Origin of the sequence: Acetobacterium sp. K1/6, assembly GCF_034438075.1 — a bacterium.
Lineage (GTDB): Bacteria > Bacillota > Clostridia > Eubacteriales > Eubacteriaceae > Acetobacterium > Acetobacterium carbinolicum.
The window spans coordinates 152,208-176,150 of the sequence record NZ_JAXQGA010000008.1 but is presented as its reverse complement, the minus strand read 5'-3'; the positions used below and the strand labels follow the sequence as shown (position 1 = coordinate 176,150).

The 23,943-nt window shown below is 42.3% G+C and carries 26 protein-coding genes; 10 read left to right on the top strand and 16 right to left on the bottom strand.

Annotated features, from left to right (window positions below; translation table 11 throughout):
* Nucleotides 1-356: 356 nt before the first annotated feature.
* On the bottom strand, nucleotides 357-1,274 hold the full coding sequence (locus U2P91_RS09430) for a DMT family transporter (RefSeq protein ID WP_111887973.1): 918 nt from the start codon (nucleotides 1,272-1,274) through the stop codon (nucleotides 357-359).
* A 116-nt stretch (nucleotides 1,275-1,390) separates the two neighbouring features.
* Complete coding sequence (locus U2P91_RS09425) at nucleotides 1,391-2,011, bottom strand: NUDIX hydrolase (protein WP_111887974.1); 621 nt, start codon at nucleotides 2,009-2,011, stop codon at nucleotides 1,391-1,393.
* Nucleotides 2,012-2,224: 213 nt separating this feature from the next.
* On the opposite strand from U2P91_RS09425, the gene U2P91_RS09420 reads away from it, so the two are divergent.
* Both U2P91_RS09420 and U2P91_RS09415 read left to right on the top strand, forming a co-directional pair.
* A complete protein-coding gene (locus tag U2P91_RS09420; protein ID WP_111887975.1) occupies nucleotides 2,225-2,587 on the top strand; it encodes a PadR family transcriptional regulator in 363 nt (120 codons plus the stop codon).
* On the top strand, nucleotides 2,575-3,930 hold the full coding sequence (locus U2P91_RS09415; RefSeq protein WP_111887976.1) for a permease prefix domain 1-containing protein: 1,356 nt from the start codon (nucleotides 2,575-2,577) through the stop codon (nucleotides 3,928-3,930). The genes U2P91_RS09420 and U2P91_RS09415 overlap by 13 nt, the downstream gene beginning before the upstream one ends.
* Nucleotides 3,931-4,123: 193 nt before the next feature.
* Here U2P91_RS09415 and U2P91_RS09410 read toward each other — a convergent pair whose 3' ends face one another.
* A complete protein-coding gene (locus U2P91_RS09410) occupies nucleotides 4,124-4,534 on the bottom strand; it encodes a GlcG/HbpS family heme-binding protein (protein WP_111887977.1) in 411 nt (136 codons plus the stop codon).
* Between the two features lie 277 nt (nucleotides 4,535-4,811).
* Nucleotides 4,812-5,312 carry a leucine-rich repeat domain-containing protein gene (locus tag U2P91_RS09405; protein ID WP_111887978.1) on the bottom strand — a complete coding sequence of 167 codons (501 nt, stop codon included), beginning with the start codon at nucleotides 5,310-5,312 and terminating at the stop codon, nucleotides 4,812-4,814.
* Nucleotides 5,313-5,582: 270 nt separating this feature from the next.
* Between U2P91_RS09405 and U2P91_RS09400 the strand changes: the two genes are divergently transcribed.
* From U2P91_RS09400 to U2P91_RS09390, 3 genes are read left to right on the top strand one after another with little or no spacing between them, the layout of a single operon-like run.
* Nucleotides 5,583-5,951 (top strand): GntR family transcriptional regulator, encoded by a 369-nt coding sequence (locus U2P91_RS09400; protein ID WP_111887979.1) that lies wholly within the window; start codon nucleotides 5,583-5,585, stop codon nucleotides 5,949-5,951.
* Nucleotides 5,948-6,829, top strand: coding sequence for an ATP-binding cassette domain-containing protein (locus U2P91_RS09395; RefSeq protein WP_111887980.1), 882 nt, complete (start codon nucleotides 5,948-5,950; stop codon nucleotides 6,827-6,829). Before U2P91_RS09400 ends, U2P91_RS09395 begins: the two co-directional genes overlap by 4 nt.
* On the top strand, nucleotides 6,807-7,571 hold the full coding sequence (locus U2P91_RS09390) for a hypothetical protein (protein ID WP_111887981.1): 765 nt from the start codon (nucleotides 6,807-6,809) through the stop codon (nucleotides 7,569-7,571). Before U2P91_RS09395 ends, U2P91_RS09390 begins: the two co-directional genes overlap by 23 nt.
* Before the next feature lie 82 nt (nucleotides 7,572-7,653).
* Here U2P91_RS09390 and U2P91_RS09385 read toward each other — a convergent pair whose 3' ends face one another.
* The 3 genes from U2P91_RS09385 to U2P91_RS09375 are packed head-to-tail and all read right to left on the bottom strand — an operon-like array spanning nucleotide 7,654 to nucleotide 8,881.
* Nucleotides 7,654-7,896, bottom strand: coding sequence for a zinc ribbon domain-containing protein (locus tag U2P91_RS09385; protein WP_322519500.1), 243 nt, complete (start codon nucleotides 7,894-7,896; stop codon nucleotides 7,654-7,656).
* A gap of 44 nt (nucleotides 7,897-7,940) precedes the next feature.
* Entirely contained in the window at nucleotides 7,941-8,288 is a 348-nt protein-coding gene (locus tag U2P91_RS09380) for a VOC family protein (RefSeq protein ID WP_322519499.1), read from the bottom strand.
* Between the two features lie 14 nt (nucleotides 8,289-8,302).
* Nucleotides 8,303-8,881 carry a TetR/AcrR family transcriptional regulator gene (locus tag U2P91_RS09375; protein WP_322519498.1) on the bottom strand — a complete coding sequence of 193 codons (579 nt, stop codon included), beginning with the start codon at nucleotides 8,879-8,881 and terminating at the stop codon, nucleotides 8,303-8,305.
* Nucleotides 8,882-9,087: 206 nt separating this feature from the next.
* Here U2P91_RS09375 and U2P91_RS09370 point away from each other — a divergent pair, with 206 nt between their 5' ends.
* A complete protein-coding gene (locus U2P91_RS09370) occupies nucleotides 9,088-10,035 on the top strand; it encodes a GIY-YIG nuclease family protein (protein WP_322519497.1) in 948 nt (315 codons plus the stop codon).
* Nucleotides 10,036-10,228: 193 nt separating this feature from the next.
* Here the strand turns inward: U2P91_RS09370 and U2P91_RS09365 are convergent, their stop codons facing one another.
* Entirely contained in the window at nucleotides 10,229-11,098 is an 870-nt protein-coding gene (locus tag U2P91_RS09365; protein ID WP_111889721.1) for a DMT family transporter, read from the bottom strand.
* Between the two features lie 163 nt (nucleotides 11,099-11,261).
* Between U2P91_RS09365 and U2P91_RS09360 the strand changes: the two genes are divergently transcribed.
* Nucleotides 11,262-12,137: a LysR family transcriptional regulator gene (locus U2P91_RS09360; protein WP_111889722.1), complete on the top strand. Its 876-nt coding sequence runs from the start codon at nucleotides 11,262-11,264 to the stop codon at nucleotides 12,135-12,137.
* 56 nt (nucleotides 12,138-12,193) lie between these two features.
* On the opposite strand, the gene U2P91_RS09355 is transcribed toward U2P91_RS09360, so the two are convergent.
* Both U2P91_RS09355 and U2P91_RS09350 read right to left on the bottom strand, forming a co-directional pair.
* Nucleotides 12,194-12,343: a hypothetical protein gene (locus U2P91_RS09355; protein WP_162624486.1), complete on the bottom strand. Its 150-nt coding sequence runs from the start codon at nucleotides 12,341-12,343 to the stop codon at nucleotides 12,194-12,196.
* 94 nt (nucleotides 12,344-12,437) lie between these two features.
* Entirely contained in the window at nucleotides 12,438-13,613 is a 1,176-nt protein-coding gene (locus tag U2P91_RS09350; RefSeq protein WP_322519496.1) for an NAD(P)-dependent malic enzyme, read from the bottom strand.
* Between the two features lie 373 nt (nucleotides 13,614-13,986).
* On the opposite strand from U2P91_RS09350, the gene U2P91_RS09345 reads away from it, so the two are divergent.
* From U2P91_RS09345 to U2P91_RS09335, 3 genes are all read left to right on the top strand, one after another.
* A complete protein-coding gene (locus tag U2P91_RS09345) occupies nucleotides 13,987-15,561 on the top strand; it encodes a flotillin family protein (RefSeq protein ID WP_322519495.1) in 1,575 nt (524 codons plus the stop codon).
* A 178-nt stretch (nucleotides 15,562-15,739) separates the two neighbouring features.
* Complete coding sequence (locus U2P91_RS09340) at nucleotides 15,740-16,393, top strand: hypothetical protein (RefSeq protein ID WP_322519494.1); 654 nt, start codon at nucleotides 15,740-15,742, stop codon at nucleotides 16,391-16,393.
* A 73-nt stretch (nucleotides 16,394-16,466) separates the two neighbouring features.
* On the top strand, nucleotides 16,467-16,772 hold the full coding sequence (locus tag U2P91_RS09335) for a bh protein (protein ID WP_111887987.1): 306 nt from the start codon (nucleotides 16,467-16,469) through the stop codon (nucleotides 16,770-16,772).
* 143 nt (nucleotides 16,773-16,915) lie between these two features.
* On the opposite strand, the gene U2P91_RS09330 is transcribed toward U2P91_RS09335, so the two are convergent.
* The 6 genes from U2P91_RS09330 to U2P91_RS09305 form a co-directional block, all read right to left on the bottom strand.
* The gene (locus tag U2P91_RS09330; RefSeq protein ID WP_322519493.1) at nucleotides 16,916-17,179 is read right to left on the bottom strand and encodes an HPr family phosphocarrier protein; all 264 of its coding nucleotides are present in this window, start codon (nucleotides 17,177-17,179) and stop codon (nucleotides 16,916-16,918) included.
* A 29-nt stretch (nucleotides 17,180-17,208) separates the two neighbouring features.
* Nucleotides 17,209-18,942, bottom strand: coding sequence for a phosphoenolpyruvate--protein phosphotransferase (ptsP, locus tag U2P91_RS09325; protein WP_322519492.1), 1,734 nt, complete (start codon nucleotides 18,940-18,942; stop codon nucleotides 17,209-17,211).
* A 219-nt stretch (nucleotides 18,943-19,161) separates the two neighbouring features.
* A complete protein-coding gene (lpdA, locus tag U2P91_RS09320) occupies nucleotides 19,162-20,544 on the bottom strand; it encodes a dihydrolipoyl dehydrogenase (RefSeq protein WP_111887989.1) in 1,383 nt (460 codons plus the stop codon).
* Nucleotides 20,545-20,557: 13 nt separating this feature from the next.
* Complete coding sequence (locus U2P91_RS09315) at nucleotides 20,558-21,853, bottom strand: dihydrolipoamide acetyltransferase family protein (RefSeq protein WP_111887990.1); 1,296 nt, start codon at nucleotides 21,851-21,853, stop codon at nucleotides 20,558-20,560.
* Between the two features lie 30 nt (nucleotides 21,854-21,883).
* Entirely contained in the window at nucleotides 21,884-22,867 is a 984-nt protein-coding gene (locus tag U2P91_RS09310) for an alpha-ketoacid dehydrogenase subunit beta (protein ID WP_111887991.1), read from the bottom strand.
* A gap of 15 nt (nucleotides 22,868-22,882) precedes the next feature.
* Nucleotides 22,883-23,845, bottom strand: coding sequence for a thiamine pyrophosphate-dependent dehydrogenase E1 component subunit alpha (locus tag U2P91_RS09305; RefSeq protein WP_111887992.1), 963 nt, complete (start codon nucleotides 23,843-23,845; stop codon nucleotides 22,883-22,885).
* Nucleotides 23,846-23,943 lie beyond the last annotated feature (98 nt).

The following is a 23,943-nucleotide window of genomic DNA, read 5'->3' as shown; positions in this document are numbered from 1 at the left end:
TATACTCTACCGAGTGCACTTTATCCTCTGCCGAGTTAATGTTTTAAAGAGTACATCTCTCTGTTTCTATTTTAGCCGCCTTCATCCTTGCGGATGTTTTGGCTGTTTTACAGGTTTTATGGTACTATTCTCTTTTCTATGACCGCTGCATCTCAGGTGATTTTTAATCATTCCCCACCGAAGAAGCTTTTCTATTGTATCGTCGTTTCTCTTAGTTGTCAAGCTGTTTTTTGAAATTCTTTTAAGTTGTGTTCTATGTTGCTCTGTTTTCGCTGTCGCCGTTTTTGACGACCTTGTTAGTATAAATATTTTCCAACTCTTTGTCAACTGGTTTTTGCAAAAACGTCACATCTTTTTTACTGCCGGTAAAACACTCTTTCCATCCTAAACATCCTGACCAATTTATCACCATCAGTAAGGTTAACAAACGATCCAAATAATATGAAGATCAGTCCAATCCCGATATTTAATGTAATGGCTTCACCCAGAATAACGAATGCAAAAATCGGTGCAACCATCGGTTTGATAAAGAATGCTACTGAAGCCGTGGATGGCCCGGCAATTTCGACCGTTTTCAGATAAAAGTAATAGCCGATCCCAGTCACACATACCCCCAGATAAAAAAGCAGCGGTGCGTTTTTCAGACTTACACCCTGAAAGACGGGTTGACCGCTAACAAACAATATGACCAATAATACCCCCGAGCCCATCAAAAAACTAAAACTGTTTTGAGCTACACCGCCGATTTTACCAATCTTTTTTTTACCATAGGCGGTATACAACCCAAAGGCAATAGCTGCCACCAGGGTCAATAACAAAAACCAGATATTACTTTCGCCGGAGACGAGTTTTTGAGGATTCATCACAATAATCAACCCGATTATACTAATGGTAAGCGCAATGGCCTTTTTTTTCGTGAATTTTTCATGAACAATAAAGTGAGCAAAGACCATGGTAAATACCGGATTGATCGAAAAAATCAATGCCGCCAAGCTTGCGTTAATGCCCATTAAACCGATTTGGAAAAGCACCATACTAAAGCAGATGCAGATTAATCCCAGTATAAAAAGATAACCCAGGTCGCTTTTGCTCAGCTTTATCTTTCTTTTCCTGATATCGCCAATTGCAAAAGGCAACAAAAAAAGCCCTCCTATTAAGAAGCGGATAAAGGTCAGCTGAATTGGATTAAAGGTTGCTCCCCCAATTTTCAAGGCAACCTCCATCGATCCGAAAAGCATCCCGGTTAAAAAAACATAGATGTAGATTTTTTTCATTATTTCCTCTTTCCAGTTATAATTTTACACGGCTGGCACAGAACTTTGCACTTGTGCTGCATCGTCATCATTGTGAGAATACTAATCAGCAGTTTAGTAGACTTCCTTCTTTCCCCTTATATTGCCTTTAATAAACAGTAGTTGATTACCAACTCTACGGCAGACTCAACAATTCCCGCTGTCATCCCCCAAATCACATCATCTCGATAGGTATAAAAATTTATCTCATAAGTCCCTTTAACCCAAGGGTAATCTTTTCCACCGGGAATACACTCGTAGGGAAAATCGCCGGGTTGCTCGTGACTCAGATGATTGAGATACTTTTTAGGTTCATGTTCTTCAAAAAAACGCACTGCCACAGTAAAAACTTCGCTAACTTCTTCTCGACTGAAACTATACTTATAATCCCTAAGAATTGCAATAAAGGGATGAACAATAAAATTAAACGGCGATATGAAAACATCACCGGGTCCCAGTATTTCGATTTGCTGACGATCAACCAGCAGCTCTTCGATGGTTTCGCGAATTGCTGCTTCCAAAGGTGTTTCACCTTCTTCCAGCCGCCCCCCCGGAAAACAGATTTCTCCCGGCTGACGATTTAATGTCTCTGCGCGTTTTTCAAAAAGAAATGCCGGGCCTTCTTCGGTTTCTAATAAAACTACCAGAACCGCATACTGACTGAAATTTCTTTCACCAATCATTCCCGGTCGCCGCTTATAAAAATTATTTTGCTCCAATTTTTTTACCTCAACTCATCTACTTGAAATACCACACTGACAATTCTCTATTTGCATCGTTCTACGGACTCTATTCTAACATAGAATGACATCCTTGAAAATTAACAACCGTTAAATATTATGTTGTCAATTGCAGAAAAGACTTGCACTACCTAGAAGTTCTATGTATAATACGTTTATACCTAATAGATCTATGTATATAGGAGGTTCTTAATGAATGTATCAAAAGATTTAATTGCAGCCTCTACAACGCCCTTTATTTTATCGATATTAAAGGAGAACGACAGTTATGGCTACGCAATTATCAAAAAAGTTAAAGAATTAACCGGAGACGAGCTAGTCTGGTCCGAGGGGATGCTCTATCCGGTGCTCCATCGTCTTGAAGAAAAAAATTTTATTGTGTCTTATTGGAATAATTCAGATGGTGGACGGAAGCGAAAATACTATAAACTAAAAGAGGAAGGACTGATTGAACTGGAAGTACAAAAGAAACAATGGGATATTATCCATACCGCACTTTCGAAAACCTGGTTTGAAATTATGAACAAGGAGGACTGCTTGCCATGTTTGATTTAGAAAAAAACATCCGTGCTTGGAGTGACTGTCTGCGAAGTCAGGGACATTTTAAGGAAACGGACATTATCGAATTGGAAAGTCATCTGCACGATGAGATCGACGATCTGATCCACACCGGATTATCAGCGGAAGAGGCCTTTTTAATCAGTGTTAAACGTTTTGGCGATACCCATTCGGTTTCTCGGGAATATTCAAAAGTAAATACCGAAAACCTCTGGAAGCAATTGATGTTAGAACCCGAACCCACTGGGATTTCGAGCGAAAATCAGCGCTATATCGGGCTGATTATTCTCTTTTCTTTTTTGGCTGGTACTTTTTTCAAAATTCCCGAACTTTTAGGCTACAGTTTCAATGATCCTCAATATCAACTGTTTTATTTTAAAAATTTGAGTTTTTTCATCCTGCCATTAATTGCTCTGTTTTTTCTGTATAAAAATAAAGCCAATTTAAAAACGATTGCCGTGATTCTAGGCATTTTTGCCGGTGCGGCCATCCTGATCAACCTTTATCCTTCGCATTCGCCGAATAATACCGAATTATTGACCGCCCTACATCTGCCACTATTTTTGTGGCTAATCACCGGAGTTGCCTATATCGGTTCGGATTGGCGCAGTAGCCAGGGACGGATGAATTTCATTCGGTTTACCGGTGAATCCGTGATTTACGGCACCCTTATTTTCTGTGGTCTCATCGTTTTAGCGATGTTTACCCAGGCGATTTTTTTCGCTATTCAAATTGATGCCAGTTGGTTTATACAAAATTATTTAATTGTTTATGGCGCCGCAGCAGTGGCCATGATTACTGTCTATCTGGTCGAGACCAAGAAAAGCGTGGTCGAGAATTTTGCTCCGATTCTGGCCAAAATATTCAGTCCGCTTTTCCTGATCATTATGATTGTTTTCCTGCTGGTCCTGGTCGTATCCGGGAGCAGCCCTTTTATGGAAAGAGATTATCTGATCGCCTTTGACTTTATGCTGGCATTGGTTCTCGGCCTGGTTCTTTACACCATTTCGGCCCGAAATCCCTATGCTAAAAACAGGCTTTTTGATTATCTGAATATGGCTCTGATTGTTGCGGCAATGATTATCGATGCGATAGCCTTATCAGCCATCCTGATTCGATTATCCACCTTTGGGATAACACCGAATAAACTAGCTGCACTGGGAGAAAATTTAATTCTACTCGTTAATCTGGGAGGACTGGCCTGGTTGTATGGCCGCTTTTTTCTAAAAAAAATAGATTTTATTAAAATCGAAAACTGGCAGACCACCTATCTTTACATTTTTGCGATCTGGTTAGCTGTCGTTGCCTTTATTTTCCCGATTATTTTTGGTTTTAATTAATAATACCAGCAAACCAAATCGTTGGATTTATTTCTCAATCAAAAATGACCAGTCTGCCCGAATGGGTAACTGGTCATTTTAACTTCAAATTTGTTTTTTAATTTTTCTTAATCAACCGGATCAAACCCGCAATTGCAGACGAGATACCAATTTAGATTTCTGCTGAACTGGATCAGCTAAGCCTTTTTAAGATTTATTTTAGGACATCCAGTCCTGCTTGAGCGACGGTCATGTCTTCAGCCACGCTTCCGCCGCTGACTCCGATCCCGCCAATGATTTTTCCATCTTCAACAATTGGGAAACCACCCCCAAATACCACCATTCTACCTTTGTCACAAGATGCAATCCCAAAAAGCTGACCCGATTCTTTGGCAAGATCTGCCGCTGTATCAGTGCTCATTTTAAGGGCTACTGCTGTATAAGCTTTATTGGTAGCAATATCCATGCTGGCTAACAATGAATCTTCCATCCGGTTAAATAACACCATATTTCCACCCGCATCACAAATCACGATCACCATCGGCACATCAATTTGGATAGCTTTCTCAGCAGCCGCTTCTGCCATTTTTTTGGCCATTTCTAATAATTTCCCTGTTTTAGTCATTTTTTCCTCCACTTTCTTAGTTAAACATCCATTTTTACATTTCGCTTTTCTGATTCAATTCAAGTATATTTATTTATACCCATATCAACAGTTTTTAATCAGCAGTTTATTTCTAAATGAATGCTTAACCTAAATGTATCGCAATTTTTATGCCAATTCAAAAGACAATTTTTTATCCTATTTTCGATGCTTTTCGTCCTGCGATGCTTAATTTTTAAGCATTTTCGTGTTCTTTTTTCTAACATATGATCATATTTTAAACATCACTTTATGATATTCATTTCCGATGCAGCACGACTTTTGGACAGCCTTCAAACGCTTTCTCACTGATTTCTTCAATGGTAGCGGGTAAATAGACGTCCGTTAAATTAACACAATCTTTGAATGCCCAGGCCAGTATCTTTTTTGTTCCTTCATTAATTTTTACCGTTTTTAATTGCATACACTCGTTAAATGTAAAAGCCGCGATCCGCTCCACTGTTCCCGGTATATCAATTTCTTCAATACCGCATCGGGTCATGGCATATTGCCAGAAATCTTTGAGCTTGGCAGGAAGCTTGACAAATTTCAGATTTTCGCACCCGTCAAAAACGAAACCGCCAATCTCAATGACGGTATCGGGAAATTCTACCCGTACCAATTCTTTGTGCCCTTTAAAGATGTCATCACCAACAATTAGAATATCTCGATCAGTAGGAATGATGGCTTCTTCCCCAGATCCTTTTCCTTCCATCAGGCACATCCCAAAATCCTGTGTTTTATAATAATATTCGTACATTAACTTTTCCCCTCTTCATTTGCTTTAAATTGTCGTTCTCCGCCCAAAATCAAAATAAACCATTAATCAGCTAGCGGATAACGCACATTGGCTTTCATTTGTGAGTATAGCATAAAAAGGTTTTAAAAAAACACCCTTAATCGGATTCGCACATGCCTAAATTTCACTGTTGATAAAATTGGTATTGACAAAAAAGCAACCCGGCCTTACAATAGTAACATAGTTAGTTAGTCGACCAACTAACTAACATTCACGAAAGGGGGTAACCCTTTGCAAATAAATTTCGACGATGAACGACCGATTTTTGTTCAAATTGCCGATGGCATTGAAGACGCCATCTTAACTGGAGCATTTGCGGAAAGCGGTCAGATTCCATCCATAACTGAATTATCGGTCAGTTATAAAATCAATCCAGCCACGGCCCTTAAGGGCATCTCAATTCTGGTTGACGAGGGCATTATTTTTAAGAAGCGGGGTGTTGGCATGTTTGTCGCTCCCGGTGCGGTTTCAAAACTGCGGGACAAACGCAAAGAATTATTTTTCGATCATTATATTAAAAAACTCATCGAGGAAGCAAAAAAATTAGGTATCACCAATGAAGAAATATTGGGAATGGTAGAAAGAGGTTATCAGGAATGAACGGAATAGAAATAAATGATGTGACAAAAACATTTGGGGATACGTTAGCTTTAAATCAGGTAAACCTGACTTTTGAGCCCCACAAAATATATGGATTATTGGGTCGAAACGGTGCCGGAAAATCGACACTACTCAATATTATCACCAATCGTCTCTTTGCCGACAGCGGCACTATTACCATTGATGGTCTAGCTGGCTCCGAAAATGATCAGATCCAAGGCCTGATTTATTTGATGTCCGAAAAAAATCTGTATCCCGAGAGCATGACCTGTAACGAAGCATTCAAGTGGACGAAACAATTTTTCAAGGATTTTGATTTGGACTATGCGCACAACTTAGCCACGCAATTTAAACTAAATACCAAGAAAAAAATCCGGTCATTGTCGACTGGTTACACGTCTATTTTTAAAATCATCATCGCCCTTTCTGTCAATACCCCCTATGTCTTGTTTGACGAACCGGTATTAGGACTCGACGCCAATCATCGGGAACTATTTTATCGATTGTTAATAAAAAAGTATAGCGATAATGCGTTCACTGCTATCATTTCCACCCATTTAATCGAAGAAATTGCTAATCTGCTTGAGTATGTCATGATTATCAAAAACGGTGAAATATTGGTGAACGAATCCTGCGAAACCTTACTAAGCAAAGGATATTCCGTAGCCGGCACAATCAAGCAAGTCGATACCTTCATTGCCGACAAGGAAGTTATTGGCGAAGATGTTCTGGGCGGATTAAAAACCGCCACTATTATCGGTTCAATCAATAAGAGCACGTTGCCTGATGGCATTGAAATTACCAGTCTGGATTTGCAAAAATTATTCATTAAATTAACCAACGAGGAGCAAAGCAATGAAACTACATACAATTTATAAATATCAGCTTTTAGATCACCGAAATGCTGTCTTAATCTTCTGTGCGGTCATCCTTGCCGTGATGGCGCTTGTTCCCATTCAAGTCACCTTTTCCAACACTTTATCGACCTCTTATGAATCCACCCGAATAACGGGCATCGATATGGCTCCCGCCGTATTTCTTTTCATTTGCGGGCTGAGCGCTTTTAAGGAGAACTTTCTGTTTGCCCTGCAAAACGGTGTCTCCCGAAAATCTTTATTTGTAAATCGGAATTACGTCGCAGTAACATTAGCGGTTGTGATGGCACTGTTTTCACTGCTATTATTGGCGCTCGGAAAATTAATCGAATCGCCAGCAAGTGGCATCGCGTATTCTGGCTTGTTGAGCATGATCTATCAATCCACTGGTACCGCTTCATTTAGTGGTCTATTGGAATATCTTGTCAGTTTTCTTTTTCTGACGGTTCTATTTATTGCCGCTCAAGCACTTGGTTATTTCATTACCGTAACACTCTATCGCATGAATAAAAAACTAAAAATTAGTTCCATCGTTGGTTTTTATATTGTTATCTTTGTGGTTTTACCCATCATTGATATGTTCTTATCCGGTCGGATTTCAACCATCCTACTAAGTTTTTTAGACGTGTCTATGGGTATTTCTGCCCATAACCCCTTTATCGGAATGTTCTCGTTGATCATCTTAAGTATTATCGTAAGTGGATTTACCTGGGTACTTTTAAAAAACGCCGGGGTAAAAAATTAATCTAAGAATATAGCCGTGACTGACCTTTTTGTCTGGGACCATCACGGCTACTTTTTTTATCTTTTTCGTTTGGTTCTTATTTCTAAAAACACGCTTTCCACGCTGGCAGTTGACGCATCATATTCTCCACCGCCTTTTCTGCGACAGCTTCGTCAAGTCCCTGGGTTTTGATGGTGAAATTAATTAGGCTCTGCTTCTTTTCTTCAAAAGATTGCATCGAACCATCTTCCTTTGCACAATAGACACAGTACGCCTTACTGGTGTCGCCCATGGCAAAGTCGCTTTCTTTCTTCATTGGCATTCCGCATGCTGTACATGTTTTCATCTTTTTACCTCCTTGAATCATTTAATATCGATAATTACCTGCCATTAACAATAATCAGTCATTCCCAATCGATTGCCGAATAAATCTTCAAATTCAACCGCATTACCCGTTCCAATTTGAAACGGCTTACTTATAAAACTAACCCCATTATTGTGAAGCCGTTCGTACTCATCATTGACATTATCCACAACAAACCAGATCGTCGGTTTTGCATCCGGGAATTTATTCTTTTCCTTTAAAATAATCGCCGGTTCTTCATCACCAACATTAAATGCCGCCATGCCCTTGTCTGAAAAATCAAACTTTAATTTCAAACCTAACACATTAGAAAAATAGTTTTTTGCTTCTTCCAAATCATCGACAGGCAGAAAAAAATTATCATAAGCTTTCATATCATTGATTCCTTTCATTTTCTAATTAATTTTATATAGTTCAAAATCAATTCATCCTTATGATCCGTTAGTACTGACCCTGCTGCAAAAAGATAGTTATTGGTAAGATAATAGTGTATCAAACCTAACCAACTGTTAAAAATTATATGCATCGGTATTTCTTTGATTGCCTTTTTTTCCTTATCACGTTCAATCACCTGATTAAGATGAAACGAAACCACTGATTGGATATTAATGAATACATACTTTGCTTCTTGGGGCAAAATATTTATTTCGGAAATAAGCCTTTTATAAAAATCTTCATAACTGATCAGAACATTAATATGGGCCGCCAAAAAAGTCTCCAGACTTTCATCTTTTTCCGAGAGGAGATGCAAATGCTCATTAATTTCAGATCCAAAACGTTCAAGTAAACAACTAATGAGATTATCTACCGTTGGAAAATGAACGAAGATAGTGCCATGAGAAACATTAGCTGCCTTGGCTATTTGATTGGTTGTAGCACTAAACCCTTCATCTGCATACACTTGATAAGCGGCATCTAAAATCAGTTTTCTGGTTGCTTCTTTTTGGATCTGACGTTTCGTTTTCATTTCACTGACTCCAAACTCATTGACTTTGTACTTATTATAATTAATTATGTTCCAGGTGTCAAGAAGTCATTTTTTTGTGCGTAATTTATCAAATAGTCTAAGCCAATCAAGGTTAAACGTGCTACTGTTATGTTATTGTATAAGCAGGTGAAAGAACGAAATATTTTTTAGCCAAACCAAAATAAAAATGATATGGAACCAAAACGATGAGCCATTTAGAGCAAAAACTAAACCAGATACCACCACTTCCCGGTGTTTATAAGATGTTGGATTCCGCCGGTCAAATTATCTATATCGGAAAAAGTAAATGTCTGAAAAAAAGAGTGAAATCTTATTTCACTAAATCCCCTAAGCAACCAAAGATTGAAAGAATGGTTTTTTTCATTGATGATATCAATTATACTGTCACCGATACCCACTTAGAAGCCCGACTGCTGGAATGTCAGCTGATTAAAGAGATCCAGCCATACTTTAATTCGCAAATGAAAAACGACAGACGGTATTTCTATCTGAAAGTTACTAATTCAGCCCATTCCAAGGGATTGTCGATTGTTCCGGAACGAGAAGACCATAGCTTTGGACCGTTTCGGAGAAAACAAGCAATCCAATCATTGATCGATATGTTCACCCACCTCTTTCCCATTGTTCAAGATAACCACCGTTTCAATTTTCACTATCATACGCTGCCTGAGATCATGAACCCGGATGATTTTTCGAAAAACAGACAGACCCTGCTTCAGATTTTTTCAGAAGCCACTACGCTTAACTGCTTACTTAATCAATTTCAGATCTGCATGAACAAAGAGTCTGCCCAATATCATTATGAACGAGCCACCACCTACCGGGATCTGATTAAAAGTCTGACCTATATCAGCCATATACTTCATGATTATAAGCACCTGACCACCAGAGATGTGCTTTTAAAAATACCGGTTGAGGATGGCGAAAAGCTTTTCTTTATCTCAAAAGGCAGAATCGTGTTAAAAAAATATTTTCCCCTTCTGACCCAAGCAGCGATTGATACTTTTTTAGCTGAAGGCTGTCGAAGCAAAGCTGCCATTGTCCCCTTCCCGGATGAAAAAGCAGCAGTCGATTTTCAAAATATCCTCTTCTCTGAAATCCAAGCCCTGCCGGATGAGTGGATTTTGAAATAAACCAATTTGCAATACTTCAATTATATAAGTAGAATTAAATATTTAATGTGGGGGCGATCAATGATCGCCCCCACACTGCACAATTGCCAGTTCATTTTGCAAAACTCTTTAACCAAACGCATACAGCAAAAAACTTTGGTTCCTCCTTTTTCATGAACAAATTCGTCTATCTTCAATCTCAGTTCAGCGTGAACTAGCCATCCGCTTGCTTCTTTCGGCCCCAAAACTCGCCGAATGCTGCTCCCCCTAGAATTAACACCGCTCCTACAACCTGAATGGATGTTAATCGTTCCTGGAGAAAAATCGCTGAAAAAAACAAGGCCGAAAGCGGTTCCAAATATCCCAAAATGGCTACAGATTGAGCCGGAAGCTGCTGAATTGATGAAAAATAAAGATAACATCCGATTCCTGTATTGACGATTCCCAATAATAAAATAGGAACAACGTCCACAAGCGTAACAGGAATCACCAGCCCCTGTTTGATCACCGTAAATATGCCAACGGTGACCAAACTTGCCAAGAGCTGCCATACCGCATTTTCAAGCCCGTTTATACTGACTGCTTTTTTATTGAAGATCACCATGACAGCGTACATAAATGCCGCCATTATTCCACAAAATAATCCCCAGGTCAATCCGCTTTGTATCAGCGTATCGCGATTGACCAGAAACATCCCCAGCAACACACTCAAAAAACCGATTATTCTGGTGGCGACCATTTTTTCTTTAAAAATCAAGGGTGCCAGCACCATCACAATTACCGGTCCGCAATAATAGGCCAAGGTTGCCATACTAACCCCGATTTGTGCATAACCTTCATATAAAAACATCCAGCTTGCACCCATCGCTCCACCGGAGATCAACAGCCAGACCAGATGCTTTTTGTGTTCCAGTCCCTTAAACTTTCCCCTAGTGATTAAAAACATCGCACCCAGAAATAAACTGGCGATCAATGTTCTCAAAAAAACTATTTCATAACTATTCAGTAAAATCGCACTGGCCACAATTCCATTTGTGCCAAAAAGCAATAACGCCGATATGTATTTCGTATAATCTCTTTTTATTTTCATCAATAATAATCGCCTCTTGCCCTTCCTCTTTTTGTTTCAAACTTCATTTTTTTAATACTTGAAACACAGTGTATAATAGTATATCATTAACACAAGCATTACATAAACGAATTCTTGTCATGTTACTTATGACAAAACCAGATGATTGAAGGTGAACCTGATCATGAATATTCAAAAATACCTGGCCTTCGTTAAAACCGTTGAATGTGGCAGCTTCACAAAAGCTGCCACATTATTAAACTATTCCCAATCCGGCATTAGTCGAATGATTAACGATTTAGAAAGAGAATGGCAGATCTCACTCCTTGAACGCGGTCATACCGGTCTGCGACTCACTTCCGATGGACTCCAACTTCTTCCTTACGCCAAAAGTATCTGTTTGGAGTACGAAAAATTACAAACACAGATTAACGAGTTGCACGGTCTTGAATCTGGCTTGATTCGGATTGGAACCTTTTCCAGCGTGGCTACCCATTGGCTTCCAAATATTATTAAAGCTTTTCAGAAAAAATATCCCAACATCGCTTACGAGTTGTTACTCGGTGACTATACCGAAATCGAAAGTTGGATTTTGGAAGGGCGCGTCGATTGCGGTTTTCTTCGACTTCCCACAAACCCTAGCCTGGAAACTATTTTTTTGGAACAGGATCGTCTGCTCGTTATTTTACCTGAGAACCATCCTCTGGCAAATTGCGACCGTTTTCCTGTTGAAGCCTTATGTAATGACCCATTTATGCTTCTGGAAAAGGGAGCAAAAGCCGAAATTTCAGAAATATTTGAACTTCACCATTTGGAGCCAATGACTCATTTCACCACCTGGGACGACTATGCCATTATGTCAATGGTGGAAAGCGGACTGGGAATCAGCATTCTGCCAGAACTTATTTTGCAGCGTCTGCCTTATCGGATCATTATCAAAGAGCTGGAAGTTCCTGCCTATCGCAGAATCGGAATAGCTATGAAAAATCAAAAAAACGCATCACTAGCGGTTAAGCGATTTTTAGATTACCTTCCTGATCGAAATAAACTGTAAAAAAAAGAAGCCCCGGAAATGAAAGTCTCAAATCTGGCTGCTTCTTTTTAATTTGTTTAGTAATCTTCACTTTCCTTTTCGTCAATAGTCCCCAGCGCTTTTCTCAAAACATCTTTGATCTGTTCCTCTTTATGGTTCGGAATGGTGATCACCTCATCCAGGGCATCAATAATGATTCGGATTTTATCATCTTTGCTCATTTTCATTTTTTCCCTCCTTATTTTTTATTGATTCAACACCCATTATAAACATTTAGCCATTGTCAGCACAATCAAAATTGCTGAATTTTGTTTCTTAAGATTATTTCCGTCTGGCTACACCTGAATCCTTTGCCGCCTGATAGACGGCTTTTGCCACAACCTTTCCAACCCGGGGATCAAAGGCTGGCACAATAATATAGTCGGCACTCCGTTTGTCATCACTGATTAGCTCGGCAATGGCTTTTGCTGCAGCAACCTTCATCGCTTCGTTGATGTCACTGGCTCGGGCATCCAGTGCGCCTCTGAAAATACCGGGGAAAGCCAGGACGTTGTTAATCTGGTTGGGATAGTCCGACCGTCCCGTTCCGACAACCCTCGCGCCGGCTTTTATTGCCAGCTCCGGATCAATTTCCGGATCCGGATTGGCCATTGGCAGAACTATGGCATCTTGTGCCATGGTCTCTACCATTTCGGGTGTGACGATACCCGGTGCCGAAACACCGATAAAAATATCAGCCCCGTTGATGGCGTCGGCAAGACTCCCTTTTTTGTGATGCTTATTGGTCATCTGGGCTATTTCCTGATGAACCCAGTTGCTGTACTCTTCGTCTTTTGAGAGAATGCCCTTGCTGCTGCAGGCGATAATATCCTTGACGCCGACATTTAATAGCATCTTGACGATTGCCGATCCGGCTGCTCCAGCGCCGCTCATGGCTACCGTCACCTGCTGCCATTGTTTGCCGACGACCTTCAGGGCATTCATCAGCGCTGCTGTCACCACCACTGCCGTGCCATGTTGATCATCATGAAAAACCGGAATGTCCAGTTCTTTTTTTAAGCGTCTTTCGATTTCGGCGCATCTGGGCGAAGCAATATCTTCCAGATTAATCCCGCCAAATCCCGGTTCAATCATCTTGACCGTCTTGATGATGACCTCCACATCCTGGGATGGAATACAGATCGGAAACGCATCCACACCACCAAATTCTTTAAATAAAGCGGCTTTTCCTTCCATCACTGGAAGGGCGGCTTCGGGACCAATATCGCCCAGCCCCAACACTGCCGACCCGTCGGTAACCACTGCCACCATATTTCCCTTTCCAGTATACTTATATACATCGTCTTTGTTCTTATGGATCATTCGGCAGGGCGCTGCCACCCCTGGGGTGTAGGCCATGGACAAATCGTATTTGCTTTTTACTGGAACCTTGCTGTCAATGCTGAGCTTCCCTTGCCATTCTTCGTGTAATTTTAATGCTTCTTCCTGAATTCCCATCATGTCTCCTTTAATCCAACAATTTTGTTTTCTTCTTTTTTTCTATACTCTATTCTGTTCTCTTAATCAACTCGCCAACGTAATCTGATAATTCCAGGACTCTCTAACTTCTTTTATTTGCCTAGATAATTCATGTTTACCTCTAACAATCGATCGCTTTCGACTAACATTAAGCACTGGTAAAATTATAACATTTATCCCCCAAGACAACTATAACGATTTTTAATCTTTGACTTTGAATCCAACCTCTTATATAATACGTTTGTTGAGTTCATACAAAGATTATCCACTTCCAAGAATCTGTGCGGTTGCCATATTCCCACCAAAGCGAATATCCTTTTGATCTTAACATTAAATATTGCAGGAGGTGCAAATGTCAATTTTTACACTGATTATCCCCATTATTGTCGTATTGTTAGTTATTGCCATCTTAATGATGAGCTACGTTAAAGCTCCCCCAGATACAGCCTATGTCATATCTGGTATTAAACGGCGTGTCATCATCGGAAAAGCGGGAGTCAAGATTCCGTTTCTTGAACGCGTTGACAAACTGGACTTAAAAATGATGTCTGTTGATGTCAAAACTGGTGAATCCGTACCAACCAACAATTTCATTGATGTGATGGTTGATGGCGCTGTAAAGATCAAGATCGGTTCATCACCGGACGCCATTTTACTGGCTTCCGAAAACTTTCTAAACCAATCAACTGATGCCATTATTCCCCAGGTAAAGGATGTCCTTGAAGGAAATGTCCGTGAAATCATCGGCTCACTGGACCTAAAAGACATGTTAACCGACCGAAAATCCTTTTCCGAAAAGGTTCAGGAAAATGCTGTTCCGGATCTTAAACGGATGGGGCTTGAAATAATCTCCTTCAACATTCAATCGATCCGCGATCAGGCTGGGGTAATTGAGGATCTGGGGACCGAAAACAAATCTCAAATCAAAAAAGGCGCTGCCATTGCTCGTGCCAATGCGGAAAAAGAAGTCGCCATTGCCGAATCGGAAGCCGCAAAAATTGCCAATGATGCCCGAATTATAGCTGACTTGGAAATTGCCCAGAAAAATACCGATTTGGATATCCGCAAAGCTGAATTGAAACGGCAGTCTGATCTAACTCAGGCTCAGGCCGATGCCGCTTACCAAATCGAGCAGGAAGAACAGCGAAAAACAATTGAGACTAAAACTCAGGAAGCCAACATTGTTAAGCAGGTCAAAGAGATTGAATTAGCCACCAAAGAAGTTGAAGTGCGTGAACAACGATTAAAAGCTGAGATCAACAAAACTGCCGATGCCGAACGCTACCAACGTAACCAAAAGGCTGAAGCTGATTTGTTTGAAAAGCAAAAAGATGCTGAAGCGAAACTGTTTATTGCCGCCAAAGATGCTGAAGCCAATCGATTGGCTGCTGAAGCCGATCGCTATGCCAAAGAACAGGAAGCTGCCGCAATCGAAGCGAGAGGTTTTGCCGAAGCTGCGGCAATCAAGGCCAAAGGTCTGGCCGAAGCCGCCGGAATTGATGCCAAAGCCGAAGCGATGAAGAAATACAGTGATGCCGCCATCATGGAAATGTACTTCGATGCTCTTCCCGAAGTCGCCCGTAATGTTGCCGCGCCACTTAACAACGTCGATCGTATCACTATGTATGGTGATGGCAATTCCGCCAAAATGGTCAAAGACATCATCAATTCTATGTCACAAGTGACCGAAGGCATCTCAGAAAGCACCGGTATTAATCTGCAGTCGTTAATTTCCGGGTTCTTAGGCGGTAAAATGTCAACACCTGCCGATTCTTCCGCAACACCAGTAAGCACACCACCCACGACTGCAACCAGCGAACCGCATGACCTGGATTTAATAACCGAGTTTACCGCTCAGATTCAATCCGATCATTCCAAAACCAACACCGAAGACACCGAAGACACTGAAGACCCTGAAGAAGTCTAATTTTTAAAAACGAATCCTAATTTTCCAGTATTTTATCACTGTCGCTGTTTGGTTCTTCCCTTTCAGGTCGCGGGAATTTAAAAGAAAAGCATCGAATTTTGGTGCTTTTCTTGCTTAAAAGGGTAATTTGGCTTATCATTAAATTAATCCATATTTATAACAAGGGGGTATCGCTATCGTGAACGCTTTAACCTTTTTTAGTCAGTTGTTTGGCTTAGAAAATTCACCAGTTGCTCAATTGTCCCTCTTTATCGGAGGCGCATTTTTAACGATCCTGTTTGTTTTTCTGATTTATTATGTTGTTTTTCGGGTGAAACAAGAATCACCCGAAAAAATTAAGCAACCCTCAGACGGATCTTACCAGGATCTATCGACGCTTACAGCAAGCCCCGATTCAGCACCGCTTCAGGATCGTGCGATTAAAGAACAGGCCCGGTTGCAAAAACTAATCGGTTTATTAAAAACTGCCAAACGGCGGGAGTCACTCTATCCCCAGGAAGCCATCCTCGAAGATCTGGAAGCGGTTGTTTCAAAGGTTCGGGACAAAATCTGTAAAGATCAGGAACTTCGGGTTTTTCCGCAGTACGCCAGTTATCATGCTGAAACGGCCATTACACTCCTTAATACCTACCTTGATTTAGATCGAACTCACGATGAATCGGTAGAAAACATCAACAAGATCAGACTTGAAATTATCGCATCATTCCCCCCACTGCTTGACTATTATCAGGATTATTTAAATCGCTTGTATGATACTCAGTATTTTGATGTCGCCAGTGATGTTGATGTGGTCAAGTCGATTTCAGGGGATAAAAATAAAACATTACTTTAGAATTTTATAGCTAAGACCGGCTTAATTATGTTATACTATTAAGCAATAAATCAAGAAGTAAGGAGGAAGAAACATGCCAACAAATCATATCGAAGCTGATTTGTTTTGTGTAATCTGTGAGAAAGATACCCCTCATGAAATAGAGTATAAAAACGACCAAATTTCCCAGATTACCTGCAAAGAGTGTTATATCGAAATTTCGATTAACCAGGAGTTTGTCAATAATCATTTTAAAGAAGACTTTGTCAAACGCGTTTTATCAAAACCAACCCGAATGACGGCAGAGATGGAAGCTGATTTAAGCATTTTCTTAAAATCCTTACCCTCCCGGGTAATTTCAAAACCTTTTCGAGTGTACAAAGAATATAAGGAGAAATAGCACTCAAAAGCTTTTTTAACTGGTCTTATCTACCATAATTAAGCAGCTATTATCACACTTCAATTAAAAAAACAGAACCAGCCTGATGTTTAGTAACACCATCAGACTGGTTTTTTTACTGCATAAATTTTATTTACTAACCACTACTCATCAAAACGATCCTTAATCATTTGCACCAGTTCCGCCACTGCTTTTACTTCGTCTTCGCCTTCTGCTTTTATCTTAACTGTCGTTCCCTGGGTAATTCCCCCCGCCATAACCCCGACGATACTTTTGGCGTTAATCTCTTTGTCTGCTTTGATCACAAACACATCGGATTTAAATTTTCCGACCGCCTTGACAAATAGGGATGCCGGCCGGGCATGGATACCTGTTTCATTTAATACCGTTACTTCTTGTATTTGCATAATTCTAATCTCCTTATCGCTATAAAAATTCAAATCTCAATTTTTAGTTTCTTCATCGATTCAAGAACATGAGCCATAACTGCAACGCCCGTTTCAAGTGTCAACGCTTCTGCGGCAATTTTTTTCGCATCCTGATAGCGGACATTGCGAATAATTTTTTTAACCTGGGGAATCGACAGGGCACTCATGCTAAACTCATGCAGCCCCAATCCCAAGAGCAGTAGGGTTGCCAGGGGATCGCCAGCCATTTCTCCACACATCCCGGTAAAAAGTCCGGGCTGATTCTCCGATGCCTGAATCACTTGCTTTACCAGACGCAGTATCGCCGGATTAAACGGATCATAAAGGTAGGAGACCGCCTGGTTCATACGATCCACCGCAATCGTATACTGACAAAGATCGTTGGTGCCAATGCTGAAAAAATCAACTTCTTTGGCTATAATATCGGCAGTGATTGCGGCTGATGGGATCTCAATCATCACCCCTACTTTTACATCTTTACGATAGGCAATCTGCAACGCATCCAGTTCCGCCATACACGCTGTGAGGATTTTCTTTGCCTGTCTCACTTCATCCACATTTGAGATCATTGGAAACATAATATAAGCATTTCCATAGACGCTTGCTCTTAAAATGGCGCGAAGCTGGGTCTTAAGCAGTTTAATTTCTTTAAAACACAGGCGGATCGCCCTAAGTCCTAAAAATGGATTTAATTCATCATCCAACGGGAGATAGGGCAATTTTTTATCACCGCCAATATCCATGGTGCGAATAATCACCGGTCCATCCGGGAACGCTTCCAGAACAGATCGATAAGCAGCCATTTGCTTATCTTCCCCTGGCATGGTGTCACTGTTCATGTATAAAAACTCTGTTCGATAGAGACCAATCCCGGTGCCGCCGTTTTTAAGAACCCCCTGGATATCAGCCGGTTCGCCGATGTTTCCGACTAACTCGACCTTACGTCCATCCAGCGTGATGGCCTCAAGATCTTTTATACGCTCCAGTTCTTTTAAGTGTGCCTGATACTTCCGCTGATCTTCTTCCGCTTCTTTAATCTGATAGCGATCCGGATTTACGGTAACCCGGCCATTAAGCCCATCCAGAATAATCATCTCACCAGTATTCACTTTTTGATCAATATCGCTCAAACCAAGTACCGCCGGAATCTCCAGACTCCGGGCCATAATCGCCGTATGTGATGTTCTGCTCCCAATATTGGTTGCAAAACCCCTTACCTTTCTTTTATCCATCAGGGCCGTATCTGAAGGCGCCAGATCATCAGCGATGATGATGACGTCCTCCTTGAGTTTTGACAGGTCGGCCCTGACAATACCTAAGATATTATTTCGGACCCGGTTCCCCACATCTTTGACATCCGCCGCTCGGGCACTGAAATAGGGATCATTCATTTGTTCAAACAGTATCACCAGACGATCCGTCACGATTTGAACCGCATAAGCGGCACCCACCTTATTGTCAGCAATTTCAGCTCTAACACTCTCCACAAACTCAGGATCCTGAAGGATCATCTCATGGGCTTCAAAAATAGCGGCTTCTTCTTTGCCCAGCTCACTTACTGTTTTTAATCGAATTTCTTCTAATTGACTTTGACTTTTATCTAACGCCTGTTTAAACTTTTTTATTTCTGCATCGCTGTCTTCATAATGATCCGCACTTACTTTAACATCTGCTTTTTCATAAATCAGTGCTCTGGCGATGGCAATACCTGGTGCCGCTATAATGCCCTCTTTAATAAACATGCCTGGCCTCCTTGTTTTTTGTCTTTATTTCCGATCGAACCAATTGGCCAAATCATAAACCCTACCCTTTAAACCGTTTTTTTCTACTAAAACACCTCCAAACTGATTTGTTCTACATCCACAGTTTGGAGGTGTACTGAATCCTGAAAATTGGTTCATGCGTTTAGATTACTGACGATCTGATCAATCATAACTCCTTTGTTTGACCTTTTAAACGCTTTATTTTCTGGGCAGATGAATGCATTTCCCCAACGCATCGGCACACGCTTCCATAAAGGCTTCGCAGTAGGTGGGGTGGGGATGAACGGTGGCGGCAACCTCATGAGCGGTTATTTCCATGCTCATGCATAGCGCCGCTTCACAAATCATTTCTGCTGCCACCGGACCCACCATCTGAACACCTAAAATTTCTCCATATTTTTTATCGATGATCACCTTAACAAAGCCGTCCGTTTCACCCGAAGCCAAGGCCCGGCCGTTGGCGTAAAGCGAAAAAGTCCCGATCGAAATATCATACTCTTTTTTTGCCGCTTCCTCGGTTAAGCCGACCGTGGCCGCTTCCGGCAGGGTATACAGACAATTGGCAACATAGCGCAAATCAACCTTTTCGTTCCCACCCATGGCATTAACTGCTGCGGTCTCTCCCATTTTAGATGCGGCATGGGCAAGTTGCAGCTGTCCGTTCATATCCCCGATACAAAATACACCCGGAATACTGGTTCGCATTTCGTGATCAACCGCAACAAATCCACCGTTCATTTCGATCGCGCCGTGCAATTCACCCAAACATTCCAGATCAGCACAGCGTCCGGTTGCCACCAGCACCTTTTCCGCTGTTATTGTTTTTTGATCCGAAGTCGTCACCACAAGCATGCCCGCTTCATTTCGCTCAATGGATGCGACGGCGGCATTTAAAACAGTTTTAATGCCCTGGGCTTTAATGGCTTTTCTAAGAACCTTATAAATATCTTTACCCATCGGTTTGACCAATTGATCGGTAAATTCGACCAGCGTTACCGCACTGCCAAAGGCTGCAAATGCGGTGGCAAACTCGCAACCAATTACACCGCCACCGATAATCACCAGACTTTTCGGGACCGTCTCTAAATCCAGCAGCGTATCAGAGGTTAACACCCCCTGACTTTTGATTCCGGGGATATCAAGAAGCCGCGGTTTTGAGCCGCCCGCCAGAATAATGGTTTTTGCCTCAAAGTATTGTCCATCACAACGAATTTTCCCGTCTTTTGTCAGCTCCGCCGTGCCTTTAATGACTTTCACCCGGTTACTGTCAAGCAGACCGGCCACACCGGTTGTCAGTTTTTTTACGACCTCATTTTTATTGGCAACCACCTCCACCATGTTAACACCAGGCTGACTCACATCAATCTGAATCCCCCGGGACCGGGCATTTTTGATATGCTTGATATACTCCGCTGTTTTAATATATGTTTTGGTGGGAATACACCCTCTGTTTAAACAGGTTCCGCCAATGGCATCTTTTTCAAAAATAATCACGGACCCGCCCAATTGAGATGCTTTAATGGCGGCAACATAGCCTCCCGGACCACCGCCGATAACGGCGACATCAAATCCATTTTTCATTCTGCCACCTCCATCAGATCAGAATGTCCATTGGATTCTCCAATAGATCGCGTACTTTCAGAGAAAATTTGGCTGCCACGTCCCCATTTACTAACCGATGGTCATAGGTCAGTGAAATCATCATTTTTTTGCGGTTTTCCACCTGGTTGTCAACCAATGCCAACTCATCTTCAATTGAACAGATACCGATAATCACGGCATTGGGCTGATTCACAATGGGAGTAAATGAATGGACCCCGAACATCCCCAGATTGGAAATAGAGATGGTCGACCCCTGATAGTCATCCACCATCAGTCCGCCGGATTTGGCTTTGGCACTTAATAACTTAACCGCCGCCGAAATTTCTTCCAGACTTTTCTGATCAGCATTTTTCACCACCGGAACAATCAAACCCTCGTCCAATGCCACCGCAATACCGATATTCACATCCTGATGATGAATGATCTCTTTATCACCCAGACTGACTAGCACGTTTTTATCATAGTGCAGCACTTTGGCAACCGCCTTAACAATAAAATCGTTGATGGTCAGCTTATTATCCCGGTTTTCATTAACCTGTGTTCTGAATGCCAGCAGACTCGTCATATCGACCTTGGTATTCTGGGTGACGCAGGGGATTTCACTGTGGGCTTTTGCCATCCGTTCACCGACCACCTTCTGCATTCCCGATAGTGGCGTAGTATCAAGCACCGCCGCAACTGCCCCGGAAGTTTGCTGATTGGCTATTTTTGCCAGCACATCGCTTTTCATCACCTTGTTCTGGTGACCCGAACCCGTAACAGTACTTAAATCAAGGCCCTTGTCTTCGGCAATACGTTTTGCCAACGGTGATTTAGCAATTTCTCGCTCAACATCCCGGCCTTTGATTTCCCCGGCCGGACCGGTTGGCCGCACCGCACTCAGATTGATGGCGTTAGCTGCTGCCATTTGTTTTGCATAGGGCGTCGTTTTTACCCCGTTTATTTCGTCGGTAATCGCCGCTATTGGGGTTTTGACACTTTCTACTGTTTTTTCCGGAACCGCGGCGGTTGCACCGCCAGCTGTCTGTGGCTGATCCGGAACCACTTCTCCCGGTTTACCCACATAACCAATCGTGGTGACCACGGGTACTACCGCTCCGTCTTCAAAATAGCGACACAACAGCACCCCGGTCGCCGGTGCTTCAACTTCCATCGTGACCTTATCGGTTTCAATCTCTAACAGGCCTTCACCTTCTTCAACCTGTTCACCGACATGTTTAAGCCACGCAATAATGGTGCCTTCCTGCATATCCATCCCGGCTTTGGGCATAAATACTTCTACTGCCATTTTTTCTCCCTCCTGTTTTTTAACAACATCTTAAGCCAACATTTCTTTGACGGTTGCAATAATTTTGGCTTCGTCCGGGAGAATTCCCTTTTCCAGCACCGGGCAGAATGGTACCGGCACATCTTCCGAGGCCAGCCGCTTAAGCGGGGCATCCAGATAGTAAAACGCTTCACTATCAGCAATTCGGGCAATGATTTCACCGGCAATACCGCCTGTTTTTACGGCTTCATGAACCACCAGAGCATGACGGGTCTTGATCACCGACTTGATAATCGCTTCGGTATCCATCGGCAGTAAGGTTCGCAGATCAATGACTTCCACATCGATCCCTTCTTTTTCCAGGCTTTCTGCCGCGGCCAGACACATTTGCACCATCCGGCCATAGGTGATGATGGTACAGTCCTGGCCTTCGCGCTTCACATCCGCTTCGCCAATGGGAATCGTAAATTCTTCTTCCTCCACCATCCCTTTGGTCCGATACAAAAGTTTTTGTTCCAAAAAGATGACTGGATTGTTATCCCGAATCGCTGACTTTAATAATCCTTTAGCGTCTCTTGGCGTTGACGGCACAATCACTTTTAGCCCCGGCACATGACACAGCATCGCTTCCAGGGATTGGGAATGCTGGGCGGCCGCTCCGGTTCCGCCGCCGGATGCCGTTCGCAGTACCATCGGCACACTCACCTTGCCCCCAAACATATAGCGCATCTTTGGTGCCTGATTGACAATCATATCCCAACAGACAGTCATGAAATCCGAAAACATAATTTCCACAATCGGGCGCATCCCCGCCACTGCCGCACCAATCGCGCAGCCAACAAACCCCTGTTCTGAAATCGGGGTGTCAATAATCCGGTCTTCGCCAAAGGTTTCGACCAGATCTCCCGAAACGCCAAAGGCGCCCCGGTAGACACCAATGTCTTCGCCCATCATAAACACGTCTTCGTCCCGGATCATTTCTTCACTGATGGCTTCTTTTATCGCATTTGCGTAGGTTATTTCTTTTTTAGGCATTTTCTGTCCCCCCTCTTATAACGCATAAACATCATGATACACATCATCAAGCTCAGGATAGGGACTATCCAGGGCAAACTTAACGGCCTTGTCAATCAGTTCAGTGGTCTCTTTATCCACGGCATCGAGTTCCTCAACCATGCAGGTCTTTGCCTCCAGCAGGTCATTTCTCATTTTATCAATGGGATTTCGGGCCTTCCAGGCATTGATTTCATCTTTGGTTCGGTATAGATTACCGTCACTTTTCGAGTGTCCTGAAATCCGATAAGTGTTTTCAACAATCAGCATCGGACCATTTTTTGCCACATAGTCGCGGGCGCTTTTAATGCATTCATAAACGGCCAACGAATCATTTCCGTCGACTGTTTCTGCCGGCATGCCATAAGGGATCGCCCGCTTGGCAATATCGGTATCTTTCATTACCTTGGAAATATGGGTCGACATGGCATAGGTGTTGTTGGTGCAGACAAAGAGAACCGGCAGATCCCAGGCCGAGGCCAGGTTCATCGCTTCGTGGAAGGCTCCTTCATTAGCCGCTCCATCGCCGAAAAAAGCTACCGTGACGACATCCTGCTTTCTTCTTTTGGCGGCAAAAGCACTGCCACAGGCCAGTGGCAGGGCCGCAGCGACAATCCCGTTGGCTCCCAGCACACCCTTGTCCTTATCGGCAATGTGCATGGAGCCGCCTTTTCCTTTGCAAACCCCGGTTGCCTTGCCAAATATCTCAGCCATCATCAGATTAATATCAATCCCCTTGCAAATGGCCTGGCTATGCCCGCGATGAGTGGCATACATCAGATCCTGGGGCTCTAAACCTTCACAGGTTCCGGCTGCGGCCCCTTCTTCACCTATACTTAAGTGGGTCGTGCCATGGATCATCCCCAGCGAAAAATAATGCTGAACCTTTTCTTCAAATTTTCTGCACAGGTACATATCTTTTAGTAACTTTAGTCCCAATTCCTTATTCTCGTTTTTCAATGGTGTTCCTCCCATATTGTTTGCTTATTCGAATTCTTGCTTAATGGCTATTTAGTAAATGGTGTTCACGTTTAGATTTATTTTAGCAAGAATCCGAT